The organism is Microbulbifer donghaiensis, from assembly GCF_900129095.1.
Lineage (GTDB): Bacteria > Pseudomonadota > Gammaproteobacteria > Pseudomonadales > Cellvibrionaceae > Microbulbifer > Microbulbifer donghaiensis.
Map to the genome: position 1 here is coordinate 115,063 of NZ_FQVA01000001.1, position 26,112 is coordinate 141,174.

Annotated in this window: 21 protein-coding genes and 3 tRNA genes; 16 read left to right on the forward strand and 8 right to left on the reverse strand. The window is 59.1% G+C overall.

Going from position 1 to position 26,112, the window contains the following annotated elements; translation table 11 throughout:
- Positions 1-229 precede the first annotated feature (229 nt).
- Both prpD and BUC36_RS18545 read left to right on the forward strand, forming a co-directional pair.
- Entirely contained in the window at positions 230-1,726 is a 1,497-nt protein-coding gene (gene prpD / locus BUC36_RS00495; RefSeq protein ID WP_073270394.1) for a 2-methylcitrate dehydratase, read from the forward strand.
- Positions 1,727-1,822: 96 nt separating this feature from the next.
- Positions 1,823-3,048 (forward strand): IS3 family transposase gene (locus tag BUC36_RS18545; RefSeq protein ID WP_143186836.1). Its coding sequence is split into 2 segments (ribosomal slippage): positions 1,823-2,183 and positions 2,183-3,048, totalling 1,227 coding nucleotides; the frame shifts between segments, so codons are not numbered across the junction.
- Between the two features lie 44 nt (positions 3,049-3,092).
- Here the strand turns inward: BUC36_RS18545 and BUC36_RS00510 are convergent.
- Positions 3,093-4,040, reverse strand: a complete 948-nt coding sequence (locus tag BUC36_RS00510; RefSeq protein WP_073270397.1) for a porin — start codon at positions 4,038-4,040, stop codon at positions 3,093-3,095.
- A 280-nt stretch (positions 4,041-4,320) separates the two neighbouring features.
- Between BUC36_RS00510 and BUC36_RS00515 the strand changes: the two genes are divergently transcribed.
- From BUC36_RS00515 to pgsA, 13 genes are all read left to right on the forward strand, one after another.
- Positions 4,321-6,783: a DNA internalization-related competence protein ComEC/Rec2 gene (locus tag BUC36_RS00515; RefSeq protein ID WP_073270399.1), complete on the forward strand. Its 2,463-nt coding sequence runs from the start codon at positions 4,321-4,323 to the stop codon at positions 6,781-6,783.
- 175 nt (positions 6,784-6,958) lie between these two features.
- Positions 6,959-7,786 (forward strand): hypothetical protein, encoded by an 828-nt coding sequence (locus BUC36_RS00520; protein ID WP_073270402.1) that lies wholly within the window; start codon positions 6,959-6,961, stop codon positions 7,784-7,786.
- A 31-nt stretch (positions 7,787-7,817) separates the two neighbouring features.
- Positions 7,818-8,588: a hypothetical protein gene (locus BUC36_RS00525; RefSeq protein ID WP_073270403.1), complete on the forward strand. Its 771-nt coding sequence runs from the start codon at positions 7,818-7,820 to the stop codon at positions 8,586-8,588.
- 184 nt (positions 8,589-8,772) lie between these two features.
- Positions 8,773-9,393 carry a MotA/TolQ/ExbB proton channel family protein gene (locus tag BUC36_RS00530; protein WP_073270405.1) on the forward strand — a complete coding sequence of 207 codons (621 nt, stop codon included), beginning with the start codon at positions 8,773-8,775 and terminating at the stop codon, positions 9,391-9,393.
- Positions 9,394-9,408: 15 nt separating this feature from the next.
- Positions 9,409-9,828, forward strand: a complete 420-nt coding sequence (locus BUC36_RS00535; RefSeq protein ID WP_073270407.1) for an ExbD/TolR family protein — start codon at positions 9,409-9,411, stop codon at positions 9,826-9,828.
- A gap of 155 nt (positions 9,829-9,983) precedes the next feature.
- Positions 9,984-11,813 carry a lipid A export permease/ATP-binding protein MsbA gene (msbA, locus tag BUC36_RS00540; protein WP_073270409.1) on the forward strand — a complete coding sequence of 610 codons (1,830 nt, stop codon included), beginning with the start codon at positions 9,984-9,986 and terminating at the stop codon, positions 11,811-11,813.
- Positions 11,814-11,826: 13 nt separating this feature from the next.
- The gene (gene lpxK, locus BUC36_RS00545) at positions 11,827-12,858 is read left to right on the forward strand and encodes a tetraacyldisaccharide 4'-kinase (protein WP_073270413.1); all 1,032 of its coding nucleotides are present in this window, start codon (positions 11,827-11,829) and stop codon (positions 12,856-12,858) included.
- Positions 12,851-13,618, forward strand: coding sequence for a 3-deoxy-manno-octulosonate cytidylyltransferase (gene kdsB, locus BUC36_RS00550; protein WP_073270415.1), 768 nt, complete (start codon positions 12,851-12,853; stop codon positions 13,616-13,618). The genes lpxK and kdsB overlap by 8 nt, the downstream gene beginning before the upstream one ends.
- Positions 13,619-13,631: 13 nt before the next feature.
- The gene (gene murB, locus BUC36_RS00555; protein ID WP_073270417.1) at positions 13,632-14,648 is read left to right on the forward strand and encodes a UDP-N-acetylmuramate dehydrogenase; all 1,017 of its coding nucleotides are present in this window, start codon (positions 13,632-13,634) and stop codon (positions 14,646-14,648) included.
- Positions 14,649-14,753: 105 nt separating this feature from the next.
- Positions 14,754-15,407 (forward strand): alpha-ketoglutarate-dependent dioxygenase AlkB family protein, encoded by a 654-nt coding sequence (locus BUC36_RS00560; protein WP_084535415.1) that lies wholly within the window; start codon positions 14,754-14,756, stop codon positions 15,405-15,407.
- A 208-nt stretch (positions 15,408-15,615) separates the two neighbouring features.
- On the forward strand, positions 15,616-16,269 hold the full coding sequence (gene uvrY / locus BUC36_RS00565; RefSeq protein WP_073270419.1) for a UvrY/SirA/GacA family response regulator transcription factor: 654 nt from the start codon (positions 15,616-15,618) through the stop codon (positions 16,267-16,269).
- 75 nt (positions 16,270-16,344) lie between these two features.
- Positions 16,345-18,159 carry an excinuclease ABC subunit UvrC gene (uvrC, locus tag BUC36_RS00570; RefSeq protein ID WP_073270421.1) on the forward strand — a complete coding sequence of 605 codons (1,815 nt, stop codon included), beginning with the start codon at positions 16,345-16,347 and terminating at the stop codon, positions 18,157-18,159.
- Between the two features lie 105 nt (positions 18,160-18,264).
- On the forward strand, positions 18,265-18,834 hold the full coding sequence (gene pgsA / locus BUC36_RS00575; protein WP_073270423.1) for a CDP-diacylglycerol--glycerol-3-phosphate 3-phosphatidyltransferase: 570 nt from the start codon (positions 18,265-18,267) through the stop codon (positions 18,832-18,834).
- 159 nt (positions 18,835-18,993) lie between these two features.
- Here the strand turns inward: pgsA and BUC36_RS00580 are convergent.
- From BUC36_RS00580 to BUC36_RS00600, 5 genes are all read right to left on the reverse strand, one after another.
- Positions 18,994-19,080: transfer RNA gene (locus tag BUC36_RS00580), tRNA-Leu, on the reverse strand.
- A gap of 96 nt (positions 19,081-19,176) precedes the next feature.
- Positions 19,177-19,250 (reverse strand) — tRNA-Cys (locus BUC36_RS00585).
- Between the two features lie 609 nt (positions 19,251-19,859).
- The gene (locus BUC36_RS00590) at positions 19,860-21,095 is read right to left on the reverse strand and encodes a hypothetical protein (RefSeq protein WP_073270425.1); all 1,236 of its coding nucleotides are present in this window, start codon (positions 21,093-21,095) and stop codon (positions 19,860-19,862) included.
- A 392-nt stretch (positions 21,096-21,487) separates the two neighbouring features.
- Positions 21,488-21,564 (reverse strand) — tRNA-Pro (locus BUC36_RS00595).
- A gap of 70 nt (positions 21,565-21,634) precedes the next feature.
- Positions 21,635-22,483 carry an acyl-CoA thioesterase gene (locus BUC36_RS00600; RefSeq protein WP_073270427.1) on the reverse strand — a complete coding sequence of 283 codons (849 nt, stop codon included), beginning with the start codon at positions 22,481-22,483 and terminating at the stop codon, positions 21,635-21,637.
- A gap of 98 nt (positions 22,484-22,581) precedes the next feature.
- On the opposite strand from BUC36_RS00600, the gene BUC36_RS00605 reads away from it, so the two are divergent.
- A complete protein-coding gene (locus tag BUC36_RS00605; RefSeq protein WP_073270429.1) occupies positions 22,582-23,457 on the forward strand; it encodes a GntR family transcriptional regulator in 876 nt (291 codons plus the stop codon).
- 36 nt (positions 23,458-23,493) lie between these two features.
- Here the strand turns inward: BUC36_RS00605 and BUC36_RS00610 are convergent, their stop codons facing one another.
- Together BUC36_RS00610 and BUC36_RS00615 are read right to left on the reverse strand one after the other, a co-directional pair.
- Complete coding sequence (locus BUC36_RS00610; protein ID WP_073270431.1) at positions 23,494-24,435, reverse strand: 4-hydroxyproline epimerase; 942 nt, start codon at positions 24,433-24,435, stop codon at positions 23,494-23,496.
- A gap of 80 nt (positions 24,436-24,515) precedes the next feature.
- Complete coding sequence (locus BUC36_RS00615) at positions 24,516-26,093, reverse strand: aldehyde dehydrogenase (NADP(+)) (RefSeq protein WP_073270433.1); 1,578 nt, start codon at positions 26,091-26,093, stop codon at positions 24,516-24,518.
- Positions 26,094-26,112 lie beyond the last annotated feature (19 nt).

Genomic DNA, 26,112 nt, shown 5'->3' on the forward strand with positions numbered 1-26,112 from the left:
TGGTTTCGCGTTTTTCCTTAACGCTACCGTGCGCTTTCAACTCGCTTAAAGTTGAGGTCAGCTTCTGTAGTTATCTATTCTCACAGCATTCGAACCGCAACTTTATGAAAGCAATCGACGTCTTTGTAGTCGCAATGTAGTCGCAATGGATTTTCGCTTCTTGTGACGCACCCGGCGACAGTGGCACTAGGTTGCGAATTGCGACCCACAAATCCAGCCAGGGAAGGGTATGAGCACCAACGTTGACCTGAACGTCCGCCCCGACTACGACCAGGTGATCCAGGATATTGCCGACTATGTGCTCGATTATCAGATCGATTCCGAGGAGGCGTGGAATACGGCGCGCAACTGTCTGATGGACACCCTCGGTTGCGGCCTGCTGGCGCTGCGTTTTCCTGAGTGCACCAAGCACCTGGGGCCTGTCGTCGAGGGGACATGGGTGCCGAACGGCGCGCGGGTACCGGGGACCCAGTTTCGCCTGGATCCGGTCAAGGCGGCCTGGGATATCGGCTGCATCGTGCGCTGGCTGGATTACAACGACACCTGGCTGGCGGCGGAGTGGGGGCATCCGTCTGACAACCTGGGCGCTATTCTCGCGGTGTGCGATTTCCTGTCGCAAAAGCGTGTGTCCCAGGGCAAAGAACCCCTGCGGATGGGGGATGTACTGGAGGCCATGATCAAGGCGCACGAGATCCAGGGCGTGCTGGCACTGGAAAACAGTTTCAACCGCGTGGGTCTCGATCACGTACTGCTGGTGCGCGTGGCGTCCACGGCGGTGGCCACCAGGTTGAAAGGCGGTAACCGTGAGCAGTTGATGGCCGCATTATCACAGGCCTGGGTGGATGGCAGTGCGCTGCGCACTTATCGCCACGCGCCCAATGCCGGCTCCCGCAAATCCTGGGCGGCCGGCGACGCGACATCGCGCGGCGTGCGTCTGGCGGATATCACGATGCGCGGAGAAATGGGGATTCCCGGTGCACTGACGGCCAAACAGTGGGGCTTTTTTGATGTGTCTTTCAGTAAGACCAATGCCGACCAGCAGTTAAAGCCGGAGGAGGAGCGACAGTTTAGGTTTCCGCAGGGTGTTACACCGCAGTATGGCAGCTACGTGATGGAGAATGTGCTGTTCAAGATCTCCTTCCCGGCGGAGTTCCACAGCCAGACAGCCTGCGAGGCTGCCGTTCGACTACATCCACAGATAAAAAACCGCATCGAAGAGATCGACAGGATCGTAATCACCACCCACGAGTCCGCTATCCGCATCATCTCAAAAGAGGGTCCATTGGCCAACGCCGCTGACCGCGATCACTGTCTGCAGTACATGACGGCGGTGCCATTGCTATTCGGCGATCTGGTGGCGGAATATTATGAGGACAGTTTCCACGCATCCCATTCTGAGATCGATGTGCTGCGCGGCAAGATGGAAATTGTCGAGGACAGGCGCTATTCGAAAGAATACCTGGATCCGGACAAACGTTCGATCGCGAATGCAGTGCAGGTATTTTTCAGTGATGGCACTGCTACAGAAAAAGTAGAGGTAGAGTATCCGATAGGCCATCGCCGGCGGCGGAAAGAGGGCATTCCGCTGCTGGAAGAAAAATTCAAGCGGAATCTCGCTACGCGCTTGCCGGCAACGCGCTGTCGAGAAATATTTGCGCTGTGCAAGGATCAGTCGCGGCTAGAGGAAACACCGGTCAATGAATTTGTCGACCTGTTTGTAATTTGAAAAAATAGGGCAAACAAAAAAGGCGGCCAGAGGCCGCCTTCTTTCTATTAGCAAATGTCCCGTCCTGAAATAGGTTGATAGTCTGAGGACCTATTGATGGATAACTCTACACCACCCCGCCGTAAGCGCACTCAGCGCGATTACACCCTAGGCTTTAAATTGGCCGTCGTCGAAGAGGTGGAAAAAGGCGATCTTACCTACAAACAGGCTCAAGCCAGGTATGGCATCCAGGGGCGAAGCACCGTGCTGGCTTGGCTGCGAAAGCATGGTAAGTTGGACTGGTCTTCCACCAGGAGCAGCTCCATGTCAAAGAAGCCAGAAACACCTGCCCAAACCATCAAGCGGCTGGAGCGACAGCTCAAAGACGCCGAGGATCGCCAGTATCTGATGGAGAAGATGATGGAAATCATCGACAAGGAATACGGAGGCTCACTGCGAAAAAAGTATTTAGCCGAGTTGCCCGACAGGCTCAAGCCGAAAAAATAGTCCCGTTGACGCGTAGCTGCCGCCTGTATGGCATCAGTCCCCAGGCGATCTATCAGCGCCTGCAGCGCCATGCCAAGAGGCAGAAGGCGCAGGCTCCGGTGGAGCATTGGGTGAGAGAAGTACGGCGGCGCCTTCCCCGATTAGGCACCCGCAAGCTTTACCACTTGCTGCAACCGCGCCTGCAGGCTTCCGGTATCAAGCTTGGCCGCGACGGGCTGTTCGACTTCCTGAGAGAGTGCCGGCTGCTGATCCAGCCGAAACGCCGCTATACGAAGACGACGCATAGTCGGCACTGGCTGAGGAAGCATCCCAATCTGCTGGCGGGGCTGTCGGTAGAACAGCCGGAACAGGTGTTTGTCAGTGATATCACCTATGTCGAGAGCTGTGAGGGTGTTCACTACCTATCGTTGGTTACGGACGCCGCCTCGCGGAAGATTATGGGGTACGAGCTGAGTCAGCAGATGCGGGCTGAAGACACGGTAAAGGCCCTGCGGCGGGCAGTGAAAGCACGTTGCACGACCAAGCCACTGATCCACCACTCAGATCGAGGTGTGCAGTATTGCTCGGACCTGTACCAACGGGAGCTCGACAAGAGCGGCATTCAACCATCCATGACCGATGGGTACGATTGCTATCAGAATGCGCTGGCAGAGCGCGTCAACGGCATCCTGAAGCAGGAATTCTTGACCGTCAGATGTCGCACCTTCGCGGAACTGCAGAAGCTACTGGCTGAGTCGGTCTACGCGTATAACCACTTAAGGCCGCACTTGAGCCTAGGCATGGAAACGCCGGAATCTGTGCACAAAAAAGCCAGCTCGATAAGCGAGCTGGCCTAGTTGAAAACCGTAAACCTATTTCAGGACGGGACAAAATTCCAATATCAGAATTTGAGTTCGGTGCCGATACCGAAGTAGCTGCGGTCGTAGTCGTCCGCTGCGGTTTCGTCGGTGTAAAAGCCGAATACCTTGGCCGCGCTGGACAGCTTGTAGTCCAGGCCGAGGCTGTAGGTTTCACCGTCGGTCTTGACGATATCGGACTGGCCGTACTGGGCTTTCGCGGTCCACTGGTTGATCTTGTAGGCTACGGAAGTCATCCAGCCGTCCTGGGTGCTGCCGTCCGCTTTTTCCTGCTCCTCGAACAGAGCGCCGACCTGAACCGGGCCGATGCTGTACTGGGTGACAACCCGCTGTACATCCCACTCGTTGGCCTCTACGTCCTGGTCGTAGGCGTAGGCCAGGTAGAAGCCATTGTTGTCGTATGCGAGGGACACGGAAGTACCGTTGTCGCGCGTGTCGATCAGGTTGCCATCAGCGTCGAGGATCTCTTCATCCTTGTGGCTGATATACGCCGCAGACACCTTGAAGCCGCCGAAAGAGGGCGTGGTGTACTGCAGGTTGTTGGATTCGCGGTTGTCGCTCTTGGTGATGAGGCTCTTGATATCACCTTCCAGATCGTTGAACAGGTCAACCTTCTTCTGGGCGACTTTCAGCGGAGTGTCGAACTTACCGCCGATCACCTGGCCGAAACCGCCTTCCAGGCCGGCGTAAATGTTGCGCTGCTCGAAAGTGTCTTCGGCTTCGCCGTCGATATCCACCTGGTATTCCATCTGGTAGATACCCTTGATGCTGTCGTTCAAGGGCAGCTCACCCTTGACGCCGAGGCGGGAAGCGTTGCTCTTGATATCGGTGTTCGCGCCATCGCCTTCATCTGCGAATTGGAAAGCGACGTTAGCCTTGCCGTAGAAGTCGATTACTTTGGACTCGTCCTGGGCATTGGCCAGCGCAGGAACCATCGCAGCGATGGCCAGGGAAATTGCAGTCTTGTTCATGGTCGTCTCGCACAGTTTATGGTTGTCACGTGGGAGGCCGCGCTTATGGTCCGAATCGTCGCTGCCTCTCGAGTTGGTGCGGATTCTGCGACTCAAATATTACAAACGTGTTAAAGATGTCGGATTTCTTAAATTTTGATGACTGCGCGGTGCCAGGTCGTACAGGAAAAACAGCTCCAGGTGTCCGTGGCACGTGAATCTACACCGCTGGCCACTTTGCAGTGCACCGGTAAATCTGGCGATACTGCGGTTTGAGCACAGGAAGTGGAGTGGGGGAGCTATGGCTGGTTTTCGCGCGGGACACGTTTCCCTGACGGCGATTTTGTGGGCTTATTCCCTGGCGATTATCACGATCGGCACATTGCCGAGAATGCCTACTTTTCAAACGTTGCTGTTGACTGCAGCCGCGCTGCTGGCGAGTGTCCTGCTGTTACCCGCGCGATCGCGACTGCTCCCGCTACTATTGGCAGCGCTGGCGGGCGGTAGCTGGAGCCTTTGGCACAATCAACAGGGGATTTCCCAGCGCCTGCCGCTCAGTGCCCACGGGGCTGATTTCCTGCTCGAGGTCGAGGTCGTCTCGCTGCCGGAGTTGCGCAGGCTCGACAATGTTTTCGGCGGTACCGGCGCCAGCGACAGCCTGCGGTTCAGCGCTCGGGTCATCACAGCCATCCAGCCGGTGGACTCCGGCCAAATCACCGCCGGCCGTCTGCTGGATCTCACCTGGTACCGCATCGACGACGATATGCGCAAGCAATTGCGGGCGGGGAGTCGCTGGATTCTGCCGGTGCGGCTCAAACGCCCGCGCGGCAGTGTCAATCCCCACGGCTTTGACTATGAGGGGTGGTTGTTGCGGCGCGGTGTCTTCGCCACCGGTTATGTGCGGCCGGGGGATTGGCAACCGCGATGGTTGGCCCAGGGCCAGGGGCTGGCAGCGCTGCGACACCGGCTCCGCGATCGGCTGCTGGCCCTGGCGCCGGATCGCGGCGCGTTGCTGTCCGCACTGCTGCTCGGCGACCGGGGTGGACTGAGCGAGGGTGAGCGACTGTTGCTGCGGCAGACGGGTACCTCACATCTGCTGGCCATCTCCGGGCTTCACGTGGGCCTGGTCGCGGGACTCTTTCTACTGCTGGGAAGGCTGTGCGGGCGTACAATCGGCTTGTATTCCGGTGTCACTCCCAGGCTGTTGGCCGTTGTGGTCGCGCTGGTCGCCTCCCTCGCCTACACATTGCTGGCCGGCGCCCCTTTGTCTGCGCAGAGGGCACTGGTAATGACCTGGGTATTGCTGATCGCATGGCAGTGGCGGCGTCGAATTCACGCGGGCTTCGCTTTTAGCCTGTCTTTGGCGCTGGTGCTGACCCTGCAGCCGCTGGCGTTTTTCGGCGCCGGTTTCTGGTTGTCGTTTATTGCCGTTGGTGCGCTATTGCTGGGATTCAGCGGTCGCCAGCGCCTGGGGTGGGCCAGCGATGTACGGGGCGCGAGCTGGGTCGGACACAGTCTGCAGAGTATGAGCGGCCTGTTCCGCGGCCAGTGGTTCATCGCCCTGGCACTTTTCCTGCCCTCGCTGTTGTATTTTTCCGGTGCCAGTCCCGCCGGAGTACTACTGAATCTGGTCGCGATTCCCTGGCTCGGGTGTCTGGTATTGCCCCCTCTGCTATTCGGGGCGCTGATGATTGCCACTCCGATCGGCGTGGGGATGATCGATTTTGCCGCCTGGCAGCTGAACCTGATGATGCGCTTCCTGGAGGTGGGCCAGTCGGTACTACCTTCCTGGCAGACGCTGGGAGCGCCCTCGAGCTGGCTGCTTCTCGCATCGGCAGGTGTCGGCGTTGTACTGCTGTTGCTGCCGGCCGGATTACCCGGGCGCCGCTTGGGGTGGCTTTTCCTGCTGCCGCCGCTGTTGCCGTTTCTGCCCCAGGCAAATCCCGAAGAGGCCGGTTTTCGGGTCACTGCGCTCGATGTGGGTCAGGGGCTGGCCGTGGTACTGCGGACTCCACAGCAGACCCTCGTCTACGACGCCGGCCCTGTGTCCGGTTCCGGCTGGAGTGCCGGCAGCCAGATTGTCGCCCCCTATCTCCTTGGGGAGGGGGTTGCGGAGCTGGATGTGGTGGTTATCAGCCATGGCGACAGCGACCATGCCGGTGGCTTTGCGGGCCTGATGGCAGCCGAACCGCCGGCGCGGGTCATTGCGCCTGGCCTGCTGGCCGACAGACTTGGCCGTGGCTCGTTGCCAGGCGTATCCAGCTGCAGGTCGGGGCGTCGGGAAACTTTCGATGATGTCGAATTGCTGTGGCTCTGGCCGGAGGATGAACAGGTCTCCGGGGAGGAAAATGACCACAGTTGCGTGGCCTTGGTGCAATGGCAGGGTGTGAGAGTCCTGTTGACGGGGGATATTTCCCGGCGGGTCGAGCGGCAGCTCGTGCGGCGATATCCGGGCTTTGCGCCGGTGGATCTGCTGATTGTCCCCCATCACGGTTCCCGCTCTTCTTCCTCTGCGGAGTTTATCCGCTGGGCGCAGCCGGCGAACGTGGTCTTCAGTGCCGGGTTTCGCCATCATTTCGGTCACCCGCATCCTCAGGTTGTCAGTCGCTACCGGGAGGTGGGGGCGAGCCTGTGGAGTACCGCGGCGAGTGGTGCCATTACCTGGCGCTGGCGGGAAGGGCATACGCCGAGTGTCACCGAGGCGCGCACCGCGGGCCCATTCTGGTATCGCTCCTCAGATAATAATGTTCTGGTTAAATTTTGATCGCTCTGTGTGCGGTCAGCGTGGGCCGCGAAACTGGTACTGAGAAGCCGTTCAAGCTTCTGAGTTATTGTCGGTTATCGGAACCAATGATTGCGATTCGTGTCGCAATGTGGGGTCGGGGCTGTGCTAAGGTCTCCGAGAAATCGAAATACAAGAAGTACCAGGTATTTTCTGCATGAATAAAAAAGTACTTTGCAGCGTGATGCTGACAATGGCGGGGGTGATCGCCAGTCCGATGTCGAGCGCGTCGGAGTGGAAGTACACTCTGGGAACTGATATCAGCAGCGGCGACTACGGTGGCAGCGCCGATACCGATATCGTCAGCAACCCCTTTACCGTGAGCTACTCGCCGTCAGCGAGCTGGACTTTCAAGGCTTCCCTGCCGTGGACTCAGATCGAAGGGCCGGGCGATGTCATTCCCAGTGGCGATGGCGGTTTTGTTGTCGGCAATGGCAATGGCCGCGTTAACGGGAACGGCCAGAACGGCGGCGGCTCTACTGAGACTGAGACGTTCAAAGAGTCCGGTATCGGTGATCTGTGGCTTTCCGGTACCTACAGCCTGGAGCCGGTGGCGGAGCGGTGGTTTTTTGATCTGACTGCCAAGTACAAGGTTCCGACTGCGGATGAAGACAAGGGCCTGGGAACCGGCGAGCCGGACTACACGCTGCAGGCGGAAGTCTTTACTGCGGTGGGGGATTTCACTCCGTTCGCGACTGTGGCGCGCAAATTCAAGGGCGACCTGCCGGAAGCGGAAATCAAGGATGTCTGGTACACGTCTGTTGGCAGTGGCTATCGACTGAACGAGCAGAGCAGTGTCGGTGCTTCGCTGGATTACCAGCAGGCGACCACCGACAGCAGTGATCCTTCCACCGAGCTCTTCGGTTATTTCAATCACAGGCTGAATGCCCAGTGGAGCGGCATGGTCTACGCCTACGTGGGGCTCTCGGATGGCAGCCCGGACCAAGGGTTTGGTTTCCAGGTCAGTTACCGGCCCGGCGAATAAGTAGCGGTGAATTTTACAGGAGACAACAGTCATGAATATTCCTTTTAAGAAGCGCTTGGTACCGGCAATGCTCGCCGGTGTACTGGCGGGCACTCTGGCCTGGGCCGACGATGATTTGCCGGATAACGACGCCACAGACACCGAGGTGGTCGAATCGGTCGAAGACATCACCTCTGGAAAATTCGCCGGTTACTTCGGTGATTTTCTCGGGGACGATGCGGAAGCGACCATTGCGGGCCTGCGTGACGGTTCGATCCGCTACCAGGCTCCGGAAGACGCCGAGACCGACGCTGAGGCTGACGCCGCTGAAGATGTGGTCGAGTCCGGGGAACATGCCGAGATCGAGGGTGAGAACGGCGAAGTGACTTCAGGTGTCGGCTACGGCGCCGCGTTTATCACGGTGGCACTGGCAGAACAGATGGCCTTGTCGTCGCCTGTTATCGCGACTGCGGAAGACGGGACCGAGACTGAAATGGATGCCAGCTATTACCTGAACGAAGTGCTCTACAGGCGCGAAGTCCTGGGAATGGGCTATGGCCAGATCGCCAAAGATCTGGGCTTTAAGCTCGGTGAAGTGATCAGTGGTTATCGCTCCAATCGCCCGGATAAAGTGGAAAGTCTGAAAGCAGAGAAAATGGCCAAGACCACTGGTGCTGACATGCGCGCGGAAAAGGCGCAAAAAGTCGACAAGGTAGAGAAAATGGCCAAGCTCGACCGTCCGGAACGCCCGGTGAAGGTTGAGCGCGCTGAAAAACCTGAGCGCCCGGAGAAGCCGGCGCGTCCGGAGCGCCCCGGCCGCTGAGCCTCGCAAGGGTTCCGTGGAAAGCCGCCGCACATATGTGCGGCGGCTTTTTTTTGATGTGGCAAAAATCGCAATTTGTAATGCACTTCACACAGGCGAAAAAGACGCCCCACTTGGTCTTAGCTGGCGACGCCACCTGTGGTAGAGTCACATACCGATTTTCCGCAGTCTGGGAACCAGAAGAGTGTTAGAAATAATAAAATCCGGCGGCTGGCTGATGCTGCCAATTCTGCTTTGTTCCGTCGCCGTTATCGCCATCTGCATTGAGCGTCTCTGGACGCTGAATTCGCGCCGCATTGCGCCGCGCACCCTGCTGGGACAAGTCTGGAGCTGGTTAAAAAACAACCAAATTGATGCTGAAAAGCTGAAAGAGCTGCGCGATTCCAGCCCCCTGGGGCGGATCTTCGCCGCGGGCCTGTCCAATTCCCGCCACGGTCGCGATGTGATGAAGGACAGCATTGAAGAGACCGCCAGTCAGGTAGTTCACGATCTGGAGCGTTTTCTCGGCGCGCTCGGCACCATTGCTGCGGTGGCCCCGCTGATCGGCTTGCTGGGCACCGTGCTGGGCATGATTCAGGTATTTACCGCCATCATGCTCGAAGGCACCGGCAATGCCGGGGTGCTGGCGGGTGGTATCAGCCAGGCGCTGATCACGACCGCTGCCGGCCTGACGGTCGCCATTCCGGCACTGATGGCGCACCGCTATTTCCAGCGCCGCGTGGACAGCATCGTTGTCACCATGGAGCAGGAGGCGGTTAAACTGGTAGACGCACTGCACAGCGATCGCCGTATCGAAGCGGCCTGAGCGGAGTAGCGAACCATGCAATTTCGCCGCCAGGCCAAAGAGCAGGATGGGGTTAACCTGACGCCGCTGATCGACGTCGTCTTCCTGCTGCTGATTTTCTTTATGGTGTCCACCACCTTCACCAAAGAGAGCCACCTTAAACTGAACCTGCCCGAAGCGGCGGGAACCCAGCCAGAGAATCCGCCACGTGCCGTGGAGGTGCTGATCAATGCGGATGGCTCCTATTCGGTGGATGGTCGCCCGCTAATCAATAAAAAACTGACTACCCTGAAATCGGCGCTGTCGGAAGTTTCCGCGGGCGAGTACAATCGCCCCCTCGTGATTACCGCCGACGCCACCGCCCAGCACCAGGCCGTGGTGCGGGCCATGGATGCCGCGGGACAGTTGGGGTTCGTGAATCTCAGTATTACCACGCGGCAGCCGGAAGATAACTAACTCCTCGCGAAGCGCGCCGCGCCTGGATGTCTACAGTGAAATGGCGCCGACAGATGGCAGTTTCACTGCCGTGCTGCCGGCGTTTGTCGACTCTATGGTTTTTGCTCACGGTAGTGTGAGCGCCGGGCTTGCGAGGGGCTCAGTCGATAGTTTGTATGGATAGAGTCAAGACGCCCCCGAGCAGGCCGCAGCGCGGGGCGGAAACCTACCGCCGCCTGCTTTCCTATGCACTGCCTCACTGGCCGATCTTCGCCCTCTCTGTGGCGGGGTTTCTGCTGTTCTCCACCATGGGAGTCAGCCTGATCGCGGTTACCGAGCTGCTGCTCGATGCGGTCGGTGCCGGTATCCAGGAGAGCCGTGGCTTTCTGGCCAAAATAGTCGCCTCTCATTTCCCCGGTGGCGTCATGCCACAGGAGACGGCGCGCTGGCTGATACCGCTGGCGATGCTGCTGATCATCGTGTTGCGTGCCTGCGGTAATTTTATCGGGAGTTACGGCCTGGCCTATGTGGCGCGCTCGGTGATCCACCGACTGCGTACGGAGTTGTTCGAGAAAATCGGCCAGCTGCCCAGTGCCTATTTCGACCGCTATACCAGCGCCTATCTGATCTCCAAGGTTTCCTACAACGTCGAGCAGGTAACGAACTCCATCACCAAGGCGGTGAAGGTGCTGCTGCGTGAATCCTTTACCACCATCGGGCTGCTGATTTACCTGCTGCTGGTGAACTGGAAACTGACACTGACCTTTTTCCTGTTCGCGCCACTGATCGCCTTTATCGTACGCAGTGTCGGCAAACGCTTCCGCAAGCTGAGCCACCGCATCCAGAACACCATGGGTGATGTCACCCACGTTACCCAGGAGGCAATTAACGGCTATCACGTCGTGCGGATGTACGGCGGCCAGGGTTATGAAAACCAGCGATTCGAGACCGCCAGCGACAACAACCGTCAGCAGTTTATGAAACTGGTGGTGGCGGATAATGCCAGCGTATCGGTGATCCAGATCCTCGTCGGCCTCTCCACGGCGACGATTGTCTGGCTGGCGCTGGCGCCCGGCATGGTCGAGTCGATGACTGCGGGGGTCTTCGCGGCTTACATTGGCGCTGCCGCGTCCCTGGCCAAACCGGTGCGCAGCCTGTCGGAGGTGTTCGCGGATATTCAGAAAGGTATCGCCGCCGCCGAGAGTATTTTCGAAGTCATCGATGCACCCAAAGAGCCGCAGGGCGGGGCGTCTCGCTTGCCGGAGCCTGTGCGGGGTGCAGTCACCTTTGAGAATCTCGGGTTCCGTTACGACCAGGCGGCACCGGCAGTGCTAACTGACATAAGCTTTGCGGTGGAGCCGGGGCAAACGGTGGCGCTGGTTGGGGCCTCCGGTTCGGGCAAGAGCACCCTGGTGAGCCTGCTGGCTCGATTCTATGAACCTTCCAATGGCCGTATTCTGATCGATGGGGTGGATATCAGTGGGGTGCCGCTGACAGACCTGCGCCACCACATCAGCATGGTGTCGCAAAATATCGTGCTGTTTAACGATAGCGTGTACCGCAATATCGCCTACGGCGAACTGCAAAATGCCACACCGGAACAGGTGCGACACGCCGTTGAGCTGGCGCACGCCAGCGAATTCGTCAATGAGTTGCCGCAGGGGTTGGATACGGTACTGGGGGATAACGCGCAGATGTTGTCCGGCGGCCAGCGCCAGCGCCTCGCCATTGCCCGTGCCCTGCTGAAAGACGCGCCGATCCTGATTCTCGATGAAGCCACTTCGGCCCTGGATAACGAATCCGAGCGCGCTATCCAATTGGCCCTGGCCGAGGTGATGAAAAATCGCACTACCTTTGTCATAGCCCACCGCCTGAGTACCATCGAGAATGCCGAGCGCATTTTGGTGATGGAGCAGGGGCGAATCGTCGAGAGTGGTAACCACGCCGAGCTGCTCGCCGAGGGCGGTCGCTACGCGACCCTGTTACAACAGCAAACCGCTGGATAAGGCATCACACGCAATGTCACTGGAAGACTGGTTCAACAAGCGCTGGTATCCGGAGGAGCGGCAGGAAAGTACCCTGCCGCTGCTGGCTCCGCTGGAGTCACTGTACGGATTTGTCAGCGGGAACCGCCGTAATGCGAGTCTCAATAATCCGCCGGCAGCGCTGCCGGTACCGGTCATTGTGGTGGGCAATATCACCGTTGGCGGCGCGGGCAAAACGCCGCTGGTGGCCGAGCTGGCACGCTGGCTGCGGGAGCGGGGCAGAAACCCGGGTATCGTCAGCCGCGGCTATGGCGGTCGGGCCAGGCAGTATCCTTACCAGGTGACCGCGCAATCGCATCCCCTGGAGTCCGGTGACGAGCCGTTGATGCTGCATCTGGTAACCGGCCTGCCGGTGATGGTGTCGCCGAACCGGGCCGAGGCGGCGCGGGCCCTGGTGGACTATCACCAGTGCGATGTGATTCTGTCTGACGACGGCCTGCAGCACTATTCGTTGTGGCGCAGCTTCGAAATCTGTGTCGTCGACGGGCACCGCGGGCTCGGCAATGGCCGCCTGTTGCCGCGCGGACCGCTGCGCGAGCCCACCGAGCGGCTTCGCACTGTGGACCTGGTGGTGGTCAACGGTGAGCCCGAGGGCAGGGTAAAACAGCAGTGTGGCGATTTCCTCGAATTCCAGATGACGCTGGAGCCCGCCAGTTGGCACCAGTTCAACCTTGACCAGACTTCGACGCTGAAATTGACCTCGGGCCCCGAGCCGGGTCCCTGTCACGGGGTTGCCGCTATCGGCAATCCGGGTCGCTTTTTCCGCGAGCTGCGGCAACTGGGATTCCGGGTCACGGAACAGGCGTTTGCCGACCACCACCAGTTCACGCAGCAGGAACTTCAGTTCGACGGTGAGACACCGGTGATCATGACGATGAAAGACGCGGTCAAATGCCGTGATTTCTGGCAGAGTCACTGGTGGGCACTGGAAGTGCGGGCCCGTTTACCGGATGTCTTCTACCAGAGAATTCATCATCATCTGCAACAGTTTTCCGACAATGAATAACAGTCCTTCTTTCGATGTGATCATCCCGGCGCGGTTCGGTTCGAGTCGCCTGCCGGGCAAGCCGCTGGCAGATATCGGCGGCAAGCCAATGGTGCAGCACGTCTACCTGCGCGCGCGAGAGAGCAGCGCGGAGCGGGTAATCGTTGCCACCGACGATATGCGTGTGGCGGAGGCCGTGCGCGCATTCGGTGGTGAGGTCTGCATGACATCGGCGGATCACGCCTCTGGCACCGATCGTTTGCAGGAGGTCGCGACCAACCTGGGGCTCTCCGGCGATCGTATTCTGGTAAATGTACAGGGGGACGAGCCACTGATCCCGCCGCAAGTCATCGACCAGGTGGCTGCCAACCTGGCGGCCAATACAAGCGCTGGCGTTGCGACGCTGGCGGAGCCGATTCGCAGCCTGGGAGATTTTCGCAACCCGAATATCGTCAAGGTCGTTGCGGCGGAATCCGGTCTGGCACGTTATTTTTCCCGCGCTCCAGTGCCCTGGCCGCGCGATGCGTTTGCGGTGGATGCCGCCGAGTTGCCAGCCGGCCTGGAGCCGCGTAGGCACATTGGAATCTATGCTTATCGGGTTGCCTTGCTCAATCGCTTTGTATCCTGGCCGGTGGCGCCCCTTGAGCACTTCGAGGCGCTGGAGCAGCTGCGCTTCCTGTATCACGACGAAAATATCCACGTGGCGGATGCTTGTCAGGAAGTTCCCGGCGGTGTAGATACCGAGCAGGACCTGCAGCGTATGCGGGCGTTATTGGGCTAGAGCCGTTCCGTCGATGATTGAGACCGATGTAGATTTACAGCCACTAAACACCCTGGCCATTGCCGCTCGAACGGCATACTTTGCCCGGGTCGAGAATATCGAGGAGCTGCGAGAAGCACTCGCCTTCGCTCGCGCAAAAAAACTATCGATACTTCCCCTGGGCGGTGGCAGCAATATAGTGCTGACCGGGGATTTCCCGGGCCTGGTGATTTTGATTGAAATGGCCGGCCTGACGCTGGAAAAAAATTTGCGTGGCACCAGAGTGAGTGCGGCGGCCGGGGAAAACTGGCATCGGCTCGTCATGCAGACGACGGAGCAGGGGCTGGGCGGCCTGGAGAATCTCGCATTGATTCCCGGGAAAATAGGGGCCGCGCCAATCCAGAATATCGGTGCCTACGGCGTGGAGCTGCGGGATACGTTTACGGATTTGCTGGCTGTGCATATTCCCACTGGTGAGTTGCACGTCTTTTCCAATAAAGACTGCCAGTTCGGCTACCGCGACAGCGCTTTCAAAGGCGCCGCCCGGGATCAGTACATCATCACGCAGGTGAGCCTGCAGCTGCCGGCAGACTGGCAAGCGCGGCTGGACTATCCCGCCCTGCGGCAATTTTTCACCGAGCGTGGGCAGGACACCGCGTCACTTACGCCGGCGGCAGTGGCGGCGGCAGTGATCGATATTCGCAACAGCAAATTGCCTTCTCCGGATGACATTCCCAACGCCGGGAGTTTCTTCAAAAACCCTTTGGTTGACGCGGACTGTTACCGTAGCCTCAAGGCGGCACACCCCGATCTGGTGGCCTTTGCGGCCGGCGACCAATGGAAGCTGGCAGCTGGTTGGCTGATAGACCGGGCAGGGTGGCGCGGGAAGCGGCGCAACTCGGTGGGTGTGCACGATCGCCAGGCGTTGGTGCTGGTGAATCCCGGTCGCGGTAGCGGTGCCGAGGTGACCTGTCTTGCGGAAGAGATCGCGGAGGATATTCGGGCCAAGTTCGGCGTCAACCTGGAGCCGGAGCCCCGTTACTACCCCTGATCGACGGTGGGGACGGCGTGTTTTCGGGTGCGAGGGTAAGGCTTGGTTGTTCGACCGTTGCGCTGTAGATGTCTGGGCCTTCTTTGCTGAGCGGTGTGGTAACACTTGGACGAGCATAGTTTCATCGCTGCCGCCGAGGCGCTGGCAAGTGCGAGTGCGGATTGCGAGTGGCCGGATCTGGCTCCCGGCAGTGCATTGTTGATCCGGAGGTGGCTGTCCCCCGCCGAGTGCGCAGCGTTTTACGAGGCGTGTCTGCAGCGCCTGCAATGGGAACAGCCGCAGGTACGCCTGTTCGGCAAGTCCCACCCTGTACCGCGCCGCCACGCCTTTGTCGGCGACCCTGGTGTGATCTATCGCTGGTCGGGTCTGGAACAGCGACCGCAGTCCTGGATAGAACCGCTGGATATAATCAGGTCGCGACTGGCGGATGCGGGTTTCCGGTTCAATTCGGTACTCGCCAACCATTACCGTGGCGGTGCGGACAGCATGGGTTGGCATGCGGACAACGAAAAAGAGCTGGGGCACTGGCCGGTTGTTGCGACTGTCAGCCTCGGCGAGGAGCGCCGGCTGGCTTTCAAGCGGCGCGACGGGGCGGCGCGCCTGTCGTTGGATCTGCCCGATGGCTCACTGCTGTTGACGTCCGGCAAGGTGCAGCACTACTGGCTGCATGGTGTCACCAAAAGCCGACGTCAGTTGCGGGGGAGAGTCAGCCTGACGTTCCGCCATATAAATGGCCGTTATATGGATAGTAAAAATTGAACGGTTAAAGTCTATTCTGCAGCATTTGAAACGCTAGTCTCGCTTTCCAGCAGCGTATTTGTCTGGTATGTTGCGAGAAGGCTCTGTGGATGGATCTATGCGAGGTGTTGGGCCTCGTGGGCAATAACAAGAACGCAGTTAAAAGAGCGCGTGCGACCGAGGAATTTGCGCAACGCAGCCACTGCATTTATCCGTAGTTGGGGCTAAATTGATCAAAGTCTTAGTGGTGGACGATCACGACCTGGTGCGCATGGGAATATCGCGCATGCTGGGTGATGTCAGTGGCGTACAGGTTGTTGGCGAAGCGAATAGCGGCGAAGAGGCGCTGGCGTTTGTGCGCCAGTCCGAAGTCGATGTCATCCTGATGGACGTCAAGATGCCTGGCATGGGCGGTCTTGAGGCCACTCGCAAGCTACTTTCCCGCTGCCCTGAAGCCAAGGTCATCGCCGTGAGTGCACTGGATGACGACCTGTTTCCGGGGCGGTTGATGCAGGCCGGCGCGATGGGCTATGTGACCAAGGGGGCCGACCTGGAGGAAATGGTCAGAGCTATCCGGACGGTCGTATCCGGTGATGTGTTTATCAGCAGCTCCATGGCCACCAAGATGGCCATGCGCAATGTCAGTGGTAAGTCGGATAAAAATTCGCCATTTGACGATCTGTCCAAGCGCGAGCTGCAAATTGCCGATATGATCGTCAACGGTACCAAGGTGGCGGAAATCGCCGAAAGCCTGTCGGTCAGCCCCAAAACGGTAAACAGCTACCGCTATCGCATATTCGAAAAGATGGGTATTCACAGTGATGTGGAGCTGACGCTGCTGGCGGTGAAATACCAGATGCTGGATCCTGAGGCCGCCGTTTAATCCCGGAATATTTTGCGGGGCGTGGCCCGGCCGGGAGGGCGAATAGATCGCCCTCCATTTCCATTTGACTGCCAGATGTTCGACAGCAAACGTTTCCTATCGACCGTTACCCGCAAGCCCGGCGTTTACCAGATGTTCGACGCCGAAGGCAAAATCCTCTATGTGGGTAAGGCCAAAAACCTGCGCAACCGCCTGGCCAGTTATTTTCGCGCGTCTGGCCTTACCGCCAAGACCATGGCGCTGGTGCAGCGCATCGACAGTATCGAAGTTACTGTCACCCGCAGTGAAACAGAGGCGCTGGTACTCGAGCAGAGCCTGATCAAGTCCCAGCGGCCGCCCTACAACGTCATGCTGAAGGATGACAAGGGCTACCCTTACATTTTCCTGTCGAGCAAAGACACCTTTCCGCGTATCGCCTTTCATCGCGGCGCCAAGCGAAAGAAGGGTCAGTATTTCGGTCCTTTTCCCAACGCATCCTCCGTGCGCGACAGCCTGAACTTCCTGCAGAAGACTTTTCGTATTCGCTCCTGTGAGGACAGTGTGTTCCGCAATCGCTCGCGCCCATGCCTGCAATACCAGATCCAGCGATGTACGGCTCCCTGTGTCGACTTTATCAGCGAAGCGGACTACCGGCAGGACGTCCGTCACGCAGAAATGTTCCTCAGCGGAAAGAGCGACAATATTGTCCGCGAGCTTGCCGACGAAATGGACCAGGCCTCACGGAAATTGGAATTCGAGAGAGCGGCACACCTGCGCGATCAGATTTCCGCCCTGCGGCGACTGCAGGCGGACCAGGTGGCCGAGCGTTCTCACGGCGATGTTGATGTGCTGGGTGTTGCCAGCCAGGGCGGCACTTGTTGTGTGCACATCCTGTTTATCCGCCAGGGTCGCATACTTGGTAGTCGCAGCTATTTCCCGGATGAGCGGCTGGGGCTTTCCAGCGCCGAGTTGTTGTCCGCTTTTATCCCTCAGTTCTATCTCGGCAGCCAGCGCGAAGTGCCCAGGGAAATTTTGATTTCCGAGCCGATTGACGACCTGGAGGCGTTGCAGCAGGTCCTGGGCGAACAGAGCGGTCGCGAGATTTCGATAGTGCACCGCTTAAGGGGCAGTCGTGCCACCTGGGTAACCATGGCACAGCAGGCCGCGGAGCAAAATCTCAACAGTCGCACTGCAGCGCAGCAAAAGCTACAGGATCGTTTCGAGGCTCTGCAGGAAACGCTGCAGCTGGAGCAATTGCCGGAGCGGCTCGAGTGTTTCGATATCAGCCACTCCAGCGGCGAGGCAACGGTCGCATCGTGCGTGGTGTTCGATACCGGTGGGCCGGTCAAATCTGACTACCGGCGTTTCAACATTGAAAACATCCAGGCCGGTGACGACTATGCGGCCATGGCGCAGGCGCTCAAGCGCCGCTATACGCGCCTGTCGAGCGGGGAGGGTAAGTTCCCGAATATCCTGTTGATCGATGGCGGCAAGGGGCAGGTAAGCCAGGCGGTGGAAGCCCTCAACGAACTTGGCGTGGTCGGCGTGCAGATCATTGGCGTCGCCAAAGGCACAACCCGCAAGGCGGGCTTCGAAACTCTGCATGTGGTGGCCAGCGGCAAAGAGCTGGTGCTGGCTGCGGATTCGCCGGCGCTGCACTTAATCCAGCAAGTGCGCGATGAGGCCCACCGATTCGCGATTACCGGTCACCGCCAGCGGCGCGATAAAAAGCGGCGCGAATCACCGTTGGAGGGTATTGCCGGTGTGGGGCCGACGCGACGCCGCGCACTACTGCGCCATTTTGGAGGACTGCAGGAGATACGGCGGGCGTCGGTGGATGAAATCGCCGGGGTGGAGGGAGTCAGTCGCAAGCTGGCTCAAGATATATACTCTGTCCTGCACAATGAATAACCACTCGCGGGTGTTCAAAAAAATTTAACGGAAGGCGTCCTGATGGGCGTTTCAATTTGTGCGATGGCTTGATAAGTTACGCCCACCGTAAGTACAGGGAAAACCATGACACTCGCCAACCAATTGACACTGCTTCGCGTCGCACTGATACCCGTATTCGTGGTGGTTTTCTACCTTCCCTACAAATGGAGCTATATCGCCTCCGCGGTTATTTTTGCCGCTGCCGCTGCAACAGACTGGTTGGATGGCTATATTGCCCGCAAACTCAATCAGAGCACGCCGTTTGGCGCCTTTCTCGATCCTGTTGCCGACAAACTGATGGTGGCCACTGCTCTGGTGCTGCTGGTCGGCCTGCATAAGAATCCCTGGTTTACGATCACCGCCGCGGTGATCATCGGCCGTGAAATCGCTGTTTCCGGGTTGCGAGAATGGATGGCGGAACTCGGCCAGCGCAGTAGCGTTGCGGTCAACTACGTCGGCAAGATAAAGACCACGGCACAGATGGCAGCGATCATTGTGCTGTTGGCATTCGATGTGCGTGATTATCCGATTATGGAAAAGATTGGCTACGTTCTGCTTTACGTGGCCGCGGCGCTGACCTTGTGGACAATGGTGATTTACCTTCGCGCGGCCTGGCCGACGCTTACCAGCGACGAACATAGCGGCGAAAGTTAAGTTGCAATTGTCGAAGAGAGGAAACTCTTCGATGCGTGGTGGCTAGTCGAAGCTCGGCCTGGATGCAGGCGCTGCGTCTTTTCTTGCCTCAACCCGTCGCGCTCAGCTGGAGTCGGTGTCTCCTGGGGGCTATAAGGTCGGGGGGGTGCAGTATTGATTTGGTGCCCGGGGCCGGACTTGAACCGGCACGAACTAACGTTCGGGAGATTTTAAGTCTCCTGTGTCTACCGATTCCACCACCCGGGCAGGGAGGTGTGCGAGAGGGGCATCGATGCCCGCTTGTGGGCATGGGCTTCTCGCAGGTCGCCGTTCTTTACAGGTGAAAGCCGGCGATGGGGAAAATGGAGGCTAGGGTCGGAATCGAACCGGCGTACACGGAGTTGCAGTCCGCTGCATGACCACTCTGCCACCTAGCCATATTTGACTCTGTAGAGGTTCAGTTCGCCGGTTCGAGTCTCACCGGCCCTCTTTATTTCGCCGCTGGCGCGTGGAGTTGCAGTCCGCTGCATGACCACTCTGCCACCTAGCCTTTGGTTTCCGCTGTTTGCGGAAGTGAAAACGCGGCGGATTCTATCGGATTGAAACGAAAAATCCCAGCGTTTTCTTATACTTACGCGCCACCGGGCGAGTAAGAAGGCGCTATTCTAGGGACTGCTCCGGATTAGTCAAGCGCTGTAAGCGCGCTTGGTGATTTGTGCGGCGGAAAAGTCGGATAGTCCGTTTTGTACAGAAGGGCAGGGCGTCTAATAACTTTTTGCACTGCTCTAGCGGAAACTATTTCCTTTTGATCTAAATTTCCCCTGTGGCTCGGCTGGCAATCTGATGCGGTTGTTCAATACTTCTTTTAACTGGCTAACACAACCTCCCCCAAACGTGTTTAGTAATGCCGGTAGGGCGTCCCACTAGGTACTCGCCCGCTGTGTAGTAAGGATGAAATCCTCCAAGTTTCACTCCTAATGGTCTTGGCCCTGACGCTCTCCCCCCCCCCCGTCGTCAGGGCTTTTTTTTGTCTGCAATTTGGCGGCTCAGGGTGATTCGTCACGCAGCTTGTCAGTGGTCAGGGCTTCAACCGGCCTTCCCGCCGCCGCTTCTGCGAGTGCATTAAACCTCTCCAGTGTGACCTCGCCGCGTTTCTCCGCCAGGCCGCGGGCAACATCGTCGATGCTGGCTTTGCCGCCACTGGCTTGTCGTATTTCCTGGTCCAGTGCGCGCATGACGCCCACGGCGCGAGCGGTGACAGGCCCGGAGGAGCGTTTAACCAGTAGGCTGGGCGCCTCCTTTCCCCAATCGGCCAACTTGTCCATAGCCTCTTCATAGCGGCGTTGGCTGATGCCGCCCGAGCGCCGCAATATCTCCAGGGAGTAGAATTCGGCCAGGCCCTCGACAATCCAGTCGCTCTGTTTGTCGCCGCGAATGCCGGTGGCCACGTGCACCAGCTCGTGGATCATGCTGCTGGTGCGGTTGCCGCTGATCAGCGGGCGATCGGCGTGCATGAACAGGGAGCGGGTGCCGGACAGTCCGCCGCGCCACATGGGGTCACCGGCGGTGACGACAAGGAGGTAGTTGGGGAACTTGGGGAATACTTTTTTGATTTCGGGCAGGTTCCAGTTAAGGAAGGCCAGGGTGTCCTGCCGATGGATGTCTTCGCCAAGCGGCCCCGCAATCTTGGTGTCTACACCGGTGATAATGTCCTGGCGGGCGCCGATGCGGCCGACGATCATCCAGCCCTTCGGGCGCACAAAGCGGCGACCGGAATCCTTTAGTCGGTAGTGATTCTCGCCAGTTTCGGGGTAGGGCAGGGCCGACGACCAGCCCTCTGGCAATTCCAGTTGTAATTCGGCCTTGGAGTGTCCCTTGCCGGTAACGGACATTGACGGGATTAACTTGTCGCTGCGCAGTATGGCCCAGTCGTCAGTGATGCGGGAATCGTAACTGCCGCTGCCTTTTCGGTTATTGATGGCGAACTTGTAGCTCAAACTGGAGCTGCTGCCCTCGGGTCGCCAGATTGCCTTGTCTTTGGAGAGTTCCACAAGGTGATCACTCGTGACCTCGGAATAGCGACCGGAGCCCAAATTGAGTGCCAACTGCTTGGGTATGCTCTGGCCGTTCAGCTGGATTTCGACCGCGGCCATACCCGATGCCGGGTCAATCGTGGCTTTGTAGAGCAGGTCGTATGTCTTGCCGAGGGCCGCCGGTGAGGTAACCGCAAGGCACAGGTAGACGAGCGTCGGGAGAATAAATGGGGACAGCCGCTTGAGCATCTTGACCTACTAGTGTTGCCGCGTGAGGGACTTTTGACAGCGAAAGAGGGTACTCGTGCCGTGGATTCCTGATCAAGTCTGGCAGCTTTGATGCTTGAGCTGGGATAAGTCTGGGGGACTTTGGCGGAAGGGGTGGGAGTTTGAGTCCGTGACGGCGTCGGTGGAACTTGTCGGTTATAAACTCTTGTTCCACGTGGATCAGTACGAAATTGCGCCGTCTGGCAAAGGAATCCGGTGGTGTAGAAGTGTGGCTGCTGGTCGGGTCGTGTGCGGTGTAGCCAAAGAATACGTACTGCGAGTTGATCGCCTGCTTGAATGAGTGGCGGCGTCTGCTCTGATTGCTTGATTCTGGCTTGATGCCAAACCCTTTGAGGACCAAAAGGTTAGGAAAATGGTCGGTGAGAGAGGATTCGAACCTCCGACCCCTTCGTCCCGAACGAAGTGCGCTACCAGGCTGCGCTACTCACCGACGTTTGAAGTGCTTCATCAGCGAAGCGGGGCGCATTATAACAGCCAATTCCCCGCTGTAAACCATTGATTTAACTTTTAATTTGCCGAATCAGCCCCTCCTGTGACGTAGACGCGACCAACACGCCCTCGCGGGTGAAAATCTGGCCGCGGCAGAAGCCGCGCGCGCCGCTGGCTGAGGGGCTGTCGGTGACGTACAGCAGCCAGTCATCGGCGCGGAATTCGCGGTGGAACCACATGGCGTGGTCCAGGCTGGCGGGCATCATGTGCGGATCGAACAGTGAAATTGGGTGTGGTTGCAGACTGGTGCCGAGCAGGGCCAGGTCCGATGCGTAACAGAGGGCGCTGCGGTGCTCCAGTGGGTTGTCAGACATCTCCCCTTCGGCGCGCAACCAGAACATGCCGCGTGCTTCGTGCACCTCGGCGCCGAAGTAGCTGTGCGGGTCCACCGGGCGGAAGTCGATCATGTAGCGGCGCTGGTCGTGCTGGGGGCTGACCAGTCCCGCTTCCTGGGCCAGTTGCTGGGTGCTCTTCAGCGTCTCCGGGTCCGGGATGCCGCTGGTGGGCATATCGGCCTGGTGATTGAAACCCGGCTCCTGGATCTGGAAGGAGGCAGACATATTGAAGATGGCGCGGCCCTTCTGCTTGGCCACGACGCGGCGGGTGGTAAAGCTGCCGCCGTCGCGAATCGGGTCCACATCGTAAATTACAGGCAGCTCACTGCTGCCCGGGCGTAAAAAATAGGCGTGCAGGGAGTGCGGCAAGCGGTCTTCAACCGTGCGGCTGGCGGCCATCAGGGCCTGGCCCAGGACCTGTCCACCGAAAAGTACCTTGCGGTAGTTTTCCACGTGATGGCGGCTGCGGAACAGGTTCCGGTCCAGCTCTTCAACATCGAGTAGCTTGCTCAGCTTTTCCAACATGGGCGATACTGCCTGTCATTTCAAAAATTAGATTTCGTTAGGATGGATAAGCGCGGATAGCTTGTCCAGCGGCGGAGATAATAGCAATAGTTGGTGCTATGACCATTACCGAATTTATCAAGTCCGATGTCAAAGCTGTCCTGATGGCGCAGGGCGAATTGCCGTACAAGCTGACGCTGGGCGCGATGTCGGAGCATTATAAAGTCAGCCTGACACCGGTGCGCCACGCCATCGACGAGCTGGTGGACGAGGGCGTGATCAGGCGCAAGGACAACGGCCGTCTGGAGCTGGTGCCTGACGCACTCAAGGGCTGCGAAGTTCAGGCCCCGGCGCCGGCAGCCTACGAGCAGAACCTCGAGGAGCAGGTTCGCAAGGATGTCATTGCGCGCAGCCTGCAGCAGGATACGGAATACCTGCGAGAGCAGGTTACTGCGGAAAAATATGGTGCGGGTCGCACGGTGGTGCGGCAGATTTTTTCCCGCTTGGCGGGGGCCGGGTTGATTGAACATGTGCCGCGTTGTGGCTGGCGGGTGCGCGCATTTAGTGAGCAGGATATGCACGATTATCTTGATATCCGCGAAATGCTCGAGCTGAAGGCGCTGGAACTGGCGCGCAGCAAATTCGATGAAGATGAGCTGCGCGAATTACTCAGGGCCAACCGCCCCGCACGGGGTAGCGACAGATCCCGTCTGGATTTGGATTTGCACGATTACTGGATCGAGCGCTGTGGTAATCGTTATATCCGCGAATTTTTCGCCCGTTACAGCCCTTTCTACAACGCCCTGTTTAACTACGCGGTGATCGATGAAAAGGTAAAAAAGGCAATGGCCAGCGAGCACTGCGAGATCATCGAGCGCCTGCTGGAAAAAGACTGGAAGGGCGCTCGGCAGGCGCTGTCTCACCATATCCGCGAGCAGCGCGAGGCGGTATCGCGCATGATCGACTACCTGAACAGCAAACGATTGGCATCTTAGCCGGGCAACTGCGGTGCCGCCGTGCCGAGCGGCAATTCAACCGTTGATGCCGTGCACAAACGGGTCTTCGGGCTCCAGTACCAGCCTGGTTTCAGCGCTGATATAGGCGCTGCCAGTGATGGTGGGAATGAGCTTGTCGCCATCCACGCGTATCCGCCCTTCAAACACGCTGCCGATGATACTTTCCTGCCGCCACAGCTGGCCCTCCTCGAGGAGGCGGTCGGCATACAGGCAGGCGAGCTTGGCACTGGTGCCGGTGCCGCAGGGGGAGCGGTCGTAGGCCTTGCCGGGACAGAGGACAAAGTTACGGCTGTCTGCTTTGGCAGGATCTGAAGGCGGGCCGAAAAGCTCAATGTGATCAATTTCTCCGCCGTTCTCTCCGCAAACGCCCTCCCTTTCCAGGGCCTGGCGAATACGCCAGCAATAGTCGGTCAATGTGTCGCTGTTGTCCGCATCCAGTACCTGCCTGTGTTCGGACACGAGGAAGAACCAGTTACCACCCCAGGCGATGTCGCCGCGCACTTCTCCGATACCTTCCACATCCACGGCTACTTGTTTGCGGTAGCGGTAGCTGGGCACATTGTCGATGCTTACCCGGTGGTTGTTGTGCAATACAAAAGAGACATCCCCCACCGGCGTTTCCAGCAGGTGCTGACCGGGCGATATCAGCCCGCGGCGGGCCAGGGTGACCGCTAGGCCGATGGTGCCGTGGCCGCACATCCCCAGGTAGCCGACATTATTGAAAAAAATGACACCGGCCGCGGCCGCCGGGTTCACCGGTTCGCAGAGCAGGGCGCCGACCCAGACATCTGAGCCGCGCGGTTCGCGCACCATGGCGGCGCGCAGGTAGTCGTAGTTGTGCCGGAAGTTTTCCAGCCGCTCTGCCATGCTGCCGCTGCCCAGATCCGGGAAGCCGCTGACTATTACCCGCGTAGGTTCGCCGCCAGTGTGTGAATCAATAACCTCAATGCTGTGCACGGTGAATGCCTCCAGTTGATCTTTTTATTGTTCCGTCAATTCACTGTTTTGTCAGCCGCTATTGTCGGCGACTGATCTCGCTAGAGAATACTGCGTTGGCTCCAGCTCCCGTCGATCAGCCGCCAGCCATCGTCGGGATTCTGGTTGCGCAGCAGCGGCGGCAGCCGTTGTTCGCGCACGTTGTCATAGCACTCGAGTTTGGCGAAGCGCCGCAGCGACGCGGGAATGCCCACCGCAGTAAAGCCCGCATGACCGCTGGCCGGATAGGGGCCGCCGTGGTTCATGGCCGGCGAGACCGCCACACCGGTGGGCATCTTGTCGTTCAGCAATCTGCCGACCCTGTCACGCAGAATCGGTTCCAATAGGGAGTACTCGGCTTCATCATCGCGCCGGCTGTGGGAATAGATAGTGCCGGTGAGGTTGCCTTCCAGGCATTCAATGATTGCGCGAGTTTGTTCACTGTCCGCGCTGACGACCACCAGTGCCGCGTTACCGAAAGCCTCGGTTTGCAGTCGTCGACTGTGCTGAAGGAACTGTTCGCCGCTGGTACGCAGCAACGCGTTGGGCAGGGAATAGCGACTGTCGTCAGCCATTCCTGTACCAGTCACCCGTTTGGCGCCGGCGCCACACAAGGTGGCTATAGCCGCGGCCAGGCCGGATTCCACCCCCGCGCCGAGCAGGGTGCCGGCCGGTGCCCGGGAAAACAGTTCCGCAACTCGCGCGATGAACCACTCCGCCTCCTCTCCCGCCGGCAAGATGACGAGTCCCGGATTGGTGCAGAACTGTCCGGTGCCCATCAAGCAGCTGTCGGCAAATTCCCTGGCGATTTCCTTGCCGCGCTCTGCCAGTGCGCCGGGCAGAATCACCACGGGGTTTACGCTGGAGAGTTCCAGGTAAATGGGCTTGCCGGCCTCGTCGGCGGCCTGCTTCAGCGCCAGCCCGGCAGAGCGGGACCCGGTAAACGCACTGGCACCAACGCGTATATCGCTGACCAGGCGCAGCCCATTCTCCCTGGCGGTGGCGTAAATCAACTGGACCGTAGCGGCGGGCAGACCTGTCTCGATCTGCGCAGCGAGGGCGAGTTCGGCCAGGCGTTGGCAAGTCCCGGGATGGGCCGGATGGCCTTTGGCGATCACAGGGTTGCCGGCGGCGATGGCCGCTGCAAAGTCGCCGCCGGCGATACCGTTAAATGCCAGCGGGAAATTATTTGGCCCGAACACGACCACCGGCCCCACGGGCGCCAGTTGCGATCGGATATTGAGCGCCGTGTCGATCGTCGGCTGCGCCCAGGAGCCAGTCCGTGCAGCGGCAGCCGCCTGGCGCAGTTGGCCGGTGGTGCGGGGCAGCTCTACCTCGGCCAGGCGCGGGGTCTTCGGCAGTGCGGTTTCGCGGTTGGCGAGTTCGGCTAGTTCGACCTTGGCGGCATCGATCTTGTCGGCGAAACGCTCGAGGAAGCGAGCTCGCTGTTCCGCGGGCAACTGGCGCAGCTGTCTCGCCGCGATGACGGCGGCGTCGAGCGCTTCGTCGCAGTCACTCCAGTCGGAGATCGGATAATGTTGATCGATCCTGCTGCGCGTGGCGGGATTATCCGGCGAGAAGCGGCCGCTTGCGGCGGCCTCGCGCCAGCGGCCTGCGATCAGTACGGGATGAGTTGTCATCAATCTTCCTGTTATTCGG

What these genes read in the sequence shown, in the direction of transcription:
- BUC36_RS00600 (WP_073270427.1), bottom strand. Translation starts at nt 22,483, where the DNA reads ATGTTGGAAAAGCTGAGCAAGCTACTCGATGTTGAAGAGCTGGACCGG.
- BUC36_RS00590 (WP_073270425.1), bottom strand. Translation starts at nt 21,095, where the DNA reads ATGCTCAAGCGGCTGTCCCCATTTATTCTCCCGACGCTCGTCTACCTG.
- BUC36_RS00520 (WP_073270402.1), top strand. Translation starts at nt 6,959, where the DNA reads ATGAATAAAAAAGTACTTTGCAGCGTGATGCTGACAATGGCGGGGGTG.
- lpxK (WP_073270413.1), top strand. Translation starts at nt 11,827, where the DNA reads ATGTCACTGGAAGACTGGTTCAACAAGCGCTGGTATCCGGAGGAGCGG.
- pgsA (WP_073270423.1), top strand. Translation starts at nt 18,265, where the DNA reads ATGACACTCGCCAACCAATTGACACTGCTTCGCGTCGCACTGATACCC.
- murB (WP_073270417.1), top strand. Translation starts at nt 13,632, where the DNA reads ATGATTGAGACCGATGTAGATTTACAGCCACTAAACACCCTGGCCATT.
- prpD (WP_073270394.1), top strand. Translation starts at nt 230, where the DNA reads ATGAGCACCAACGTTGACCTGAACGTCCGCCCCGACTACGACCAGGTG.
- BUC36_RS00605 (WP_073270429.1), top strand. Translation starts at nt 22,582, where the DNA reads ATGACCATTACCGAATTTATCAAGTCCGATGTCAAAGCTGTCCTGATG.
- BUC36_RS00525 (WP_073270403.1), top strand. Translation starts at nt 7,818, where the DNA reads ATGAATATTCCTTTTAAGAAGCGCTTGGTACCGGCAATGCTCGCCGGT.
- BUC36_RS00510 (WP_073270397.1), bottom strand. Translation starts at nt 4,040, where the DNA reads ATGAACAAGACTGCAATTTCCCTGGCCATCGCTGCGATGGTTCCTGCG.
- uvrC (WP_073270421.1), top strand. Translation starts at nt 16,345, where the DNA reads ATGTTCGACAGCAAACGTTTCCTATCGACCGTTACCCGCAAGCCCGGC.
- msbA (WP_073270409.1), top strand. Translation starts at nt 9,984, where the DNA reads ATGGATAGAGTCAAGACGCCCCCGAGCAGGCCGCAGCGCGGGGCGGAA.
- kdsB (WP_073270415.1), top strand. Translation starts at nt 12,851, where the DNA reads ATGAATAACAGTCCTTCTTTCGATGTGATCATCCCGGCGCGGTTCGGT.
- BUC36_RS00535 (WP_073270407.1), top strand. Translation starts at nt 9,409, where the DNA reads ATGCAATTTCGCCGCCAGGCCAAAGAGCAGGATGGGGTTAACCTGACG.
- BUC36_RS00615 (WP_073270433.1), bottom strand. Translation starts at nt 26,093, where the DNA reads ATGACAACTCATCCCGTACTGATCGCAGGCCGCTGGCGCGAGGCCGCC.
- BUC36_RS00515 (WP_073270399.1), top strand. Translation starts at nt 4,321, where the DNA reads ATGGCTGGTTTTCGCGCGGGACACGTTTCCCTGACGGCGATTTTGTGG.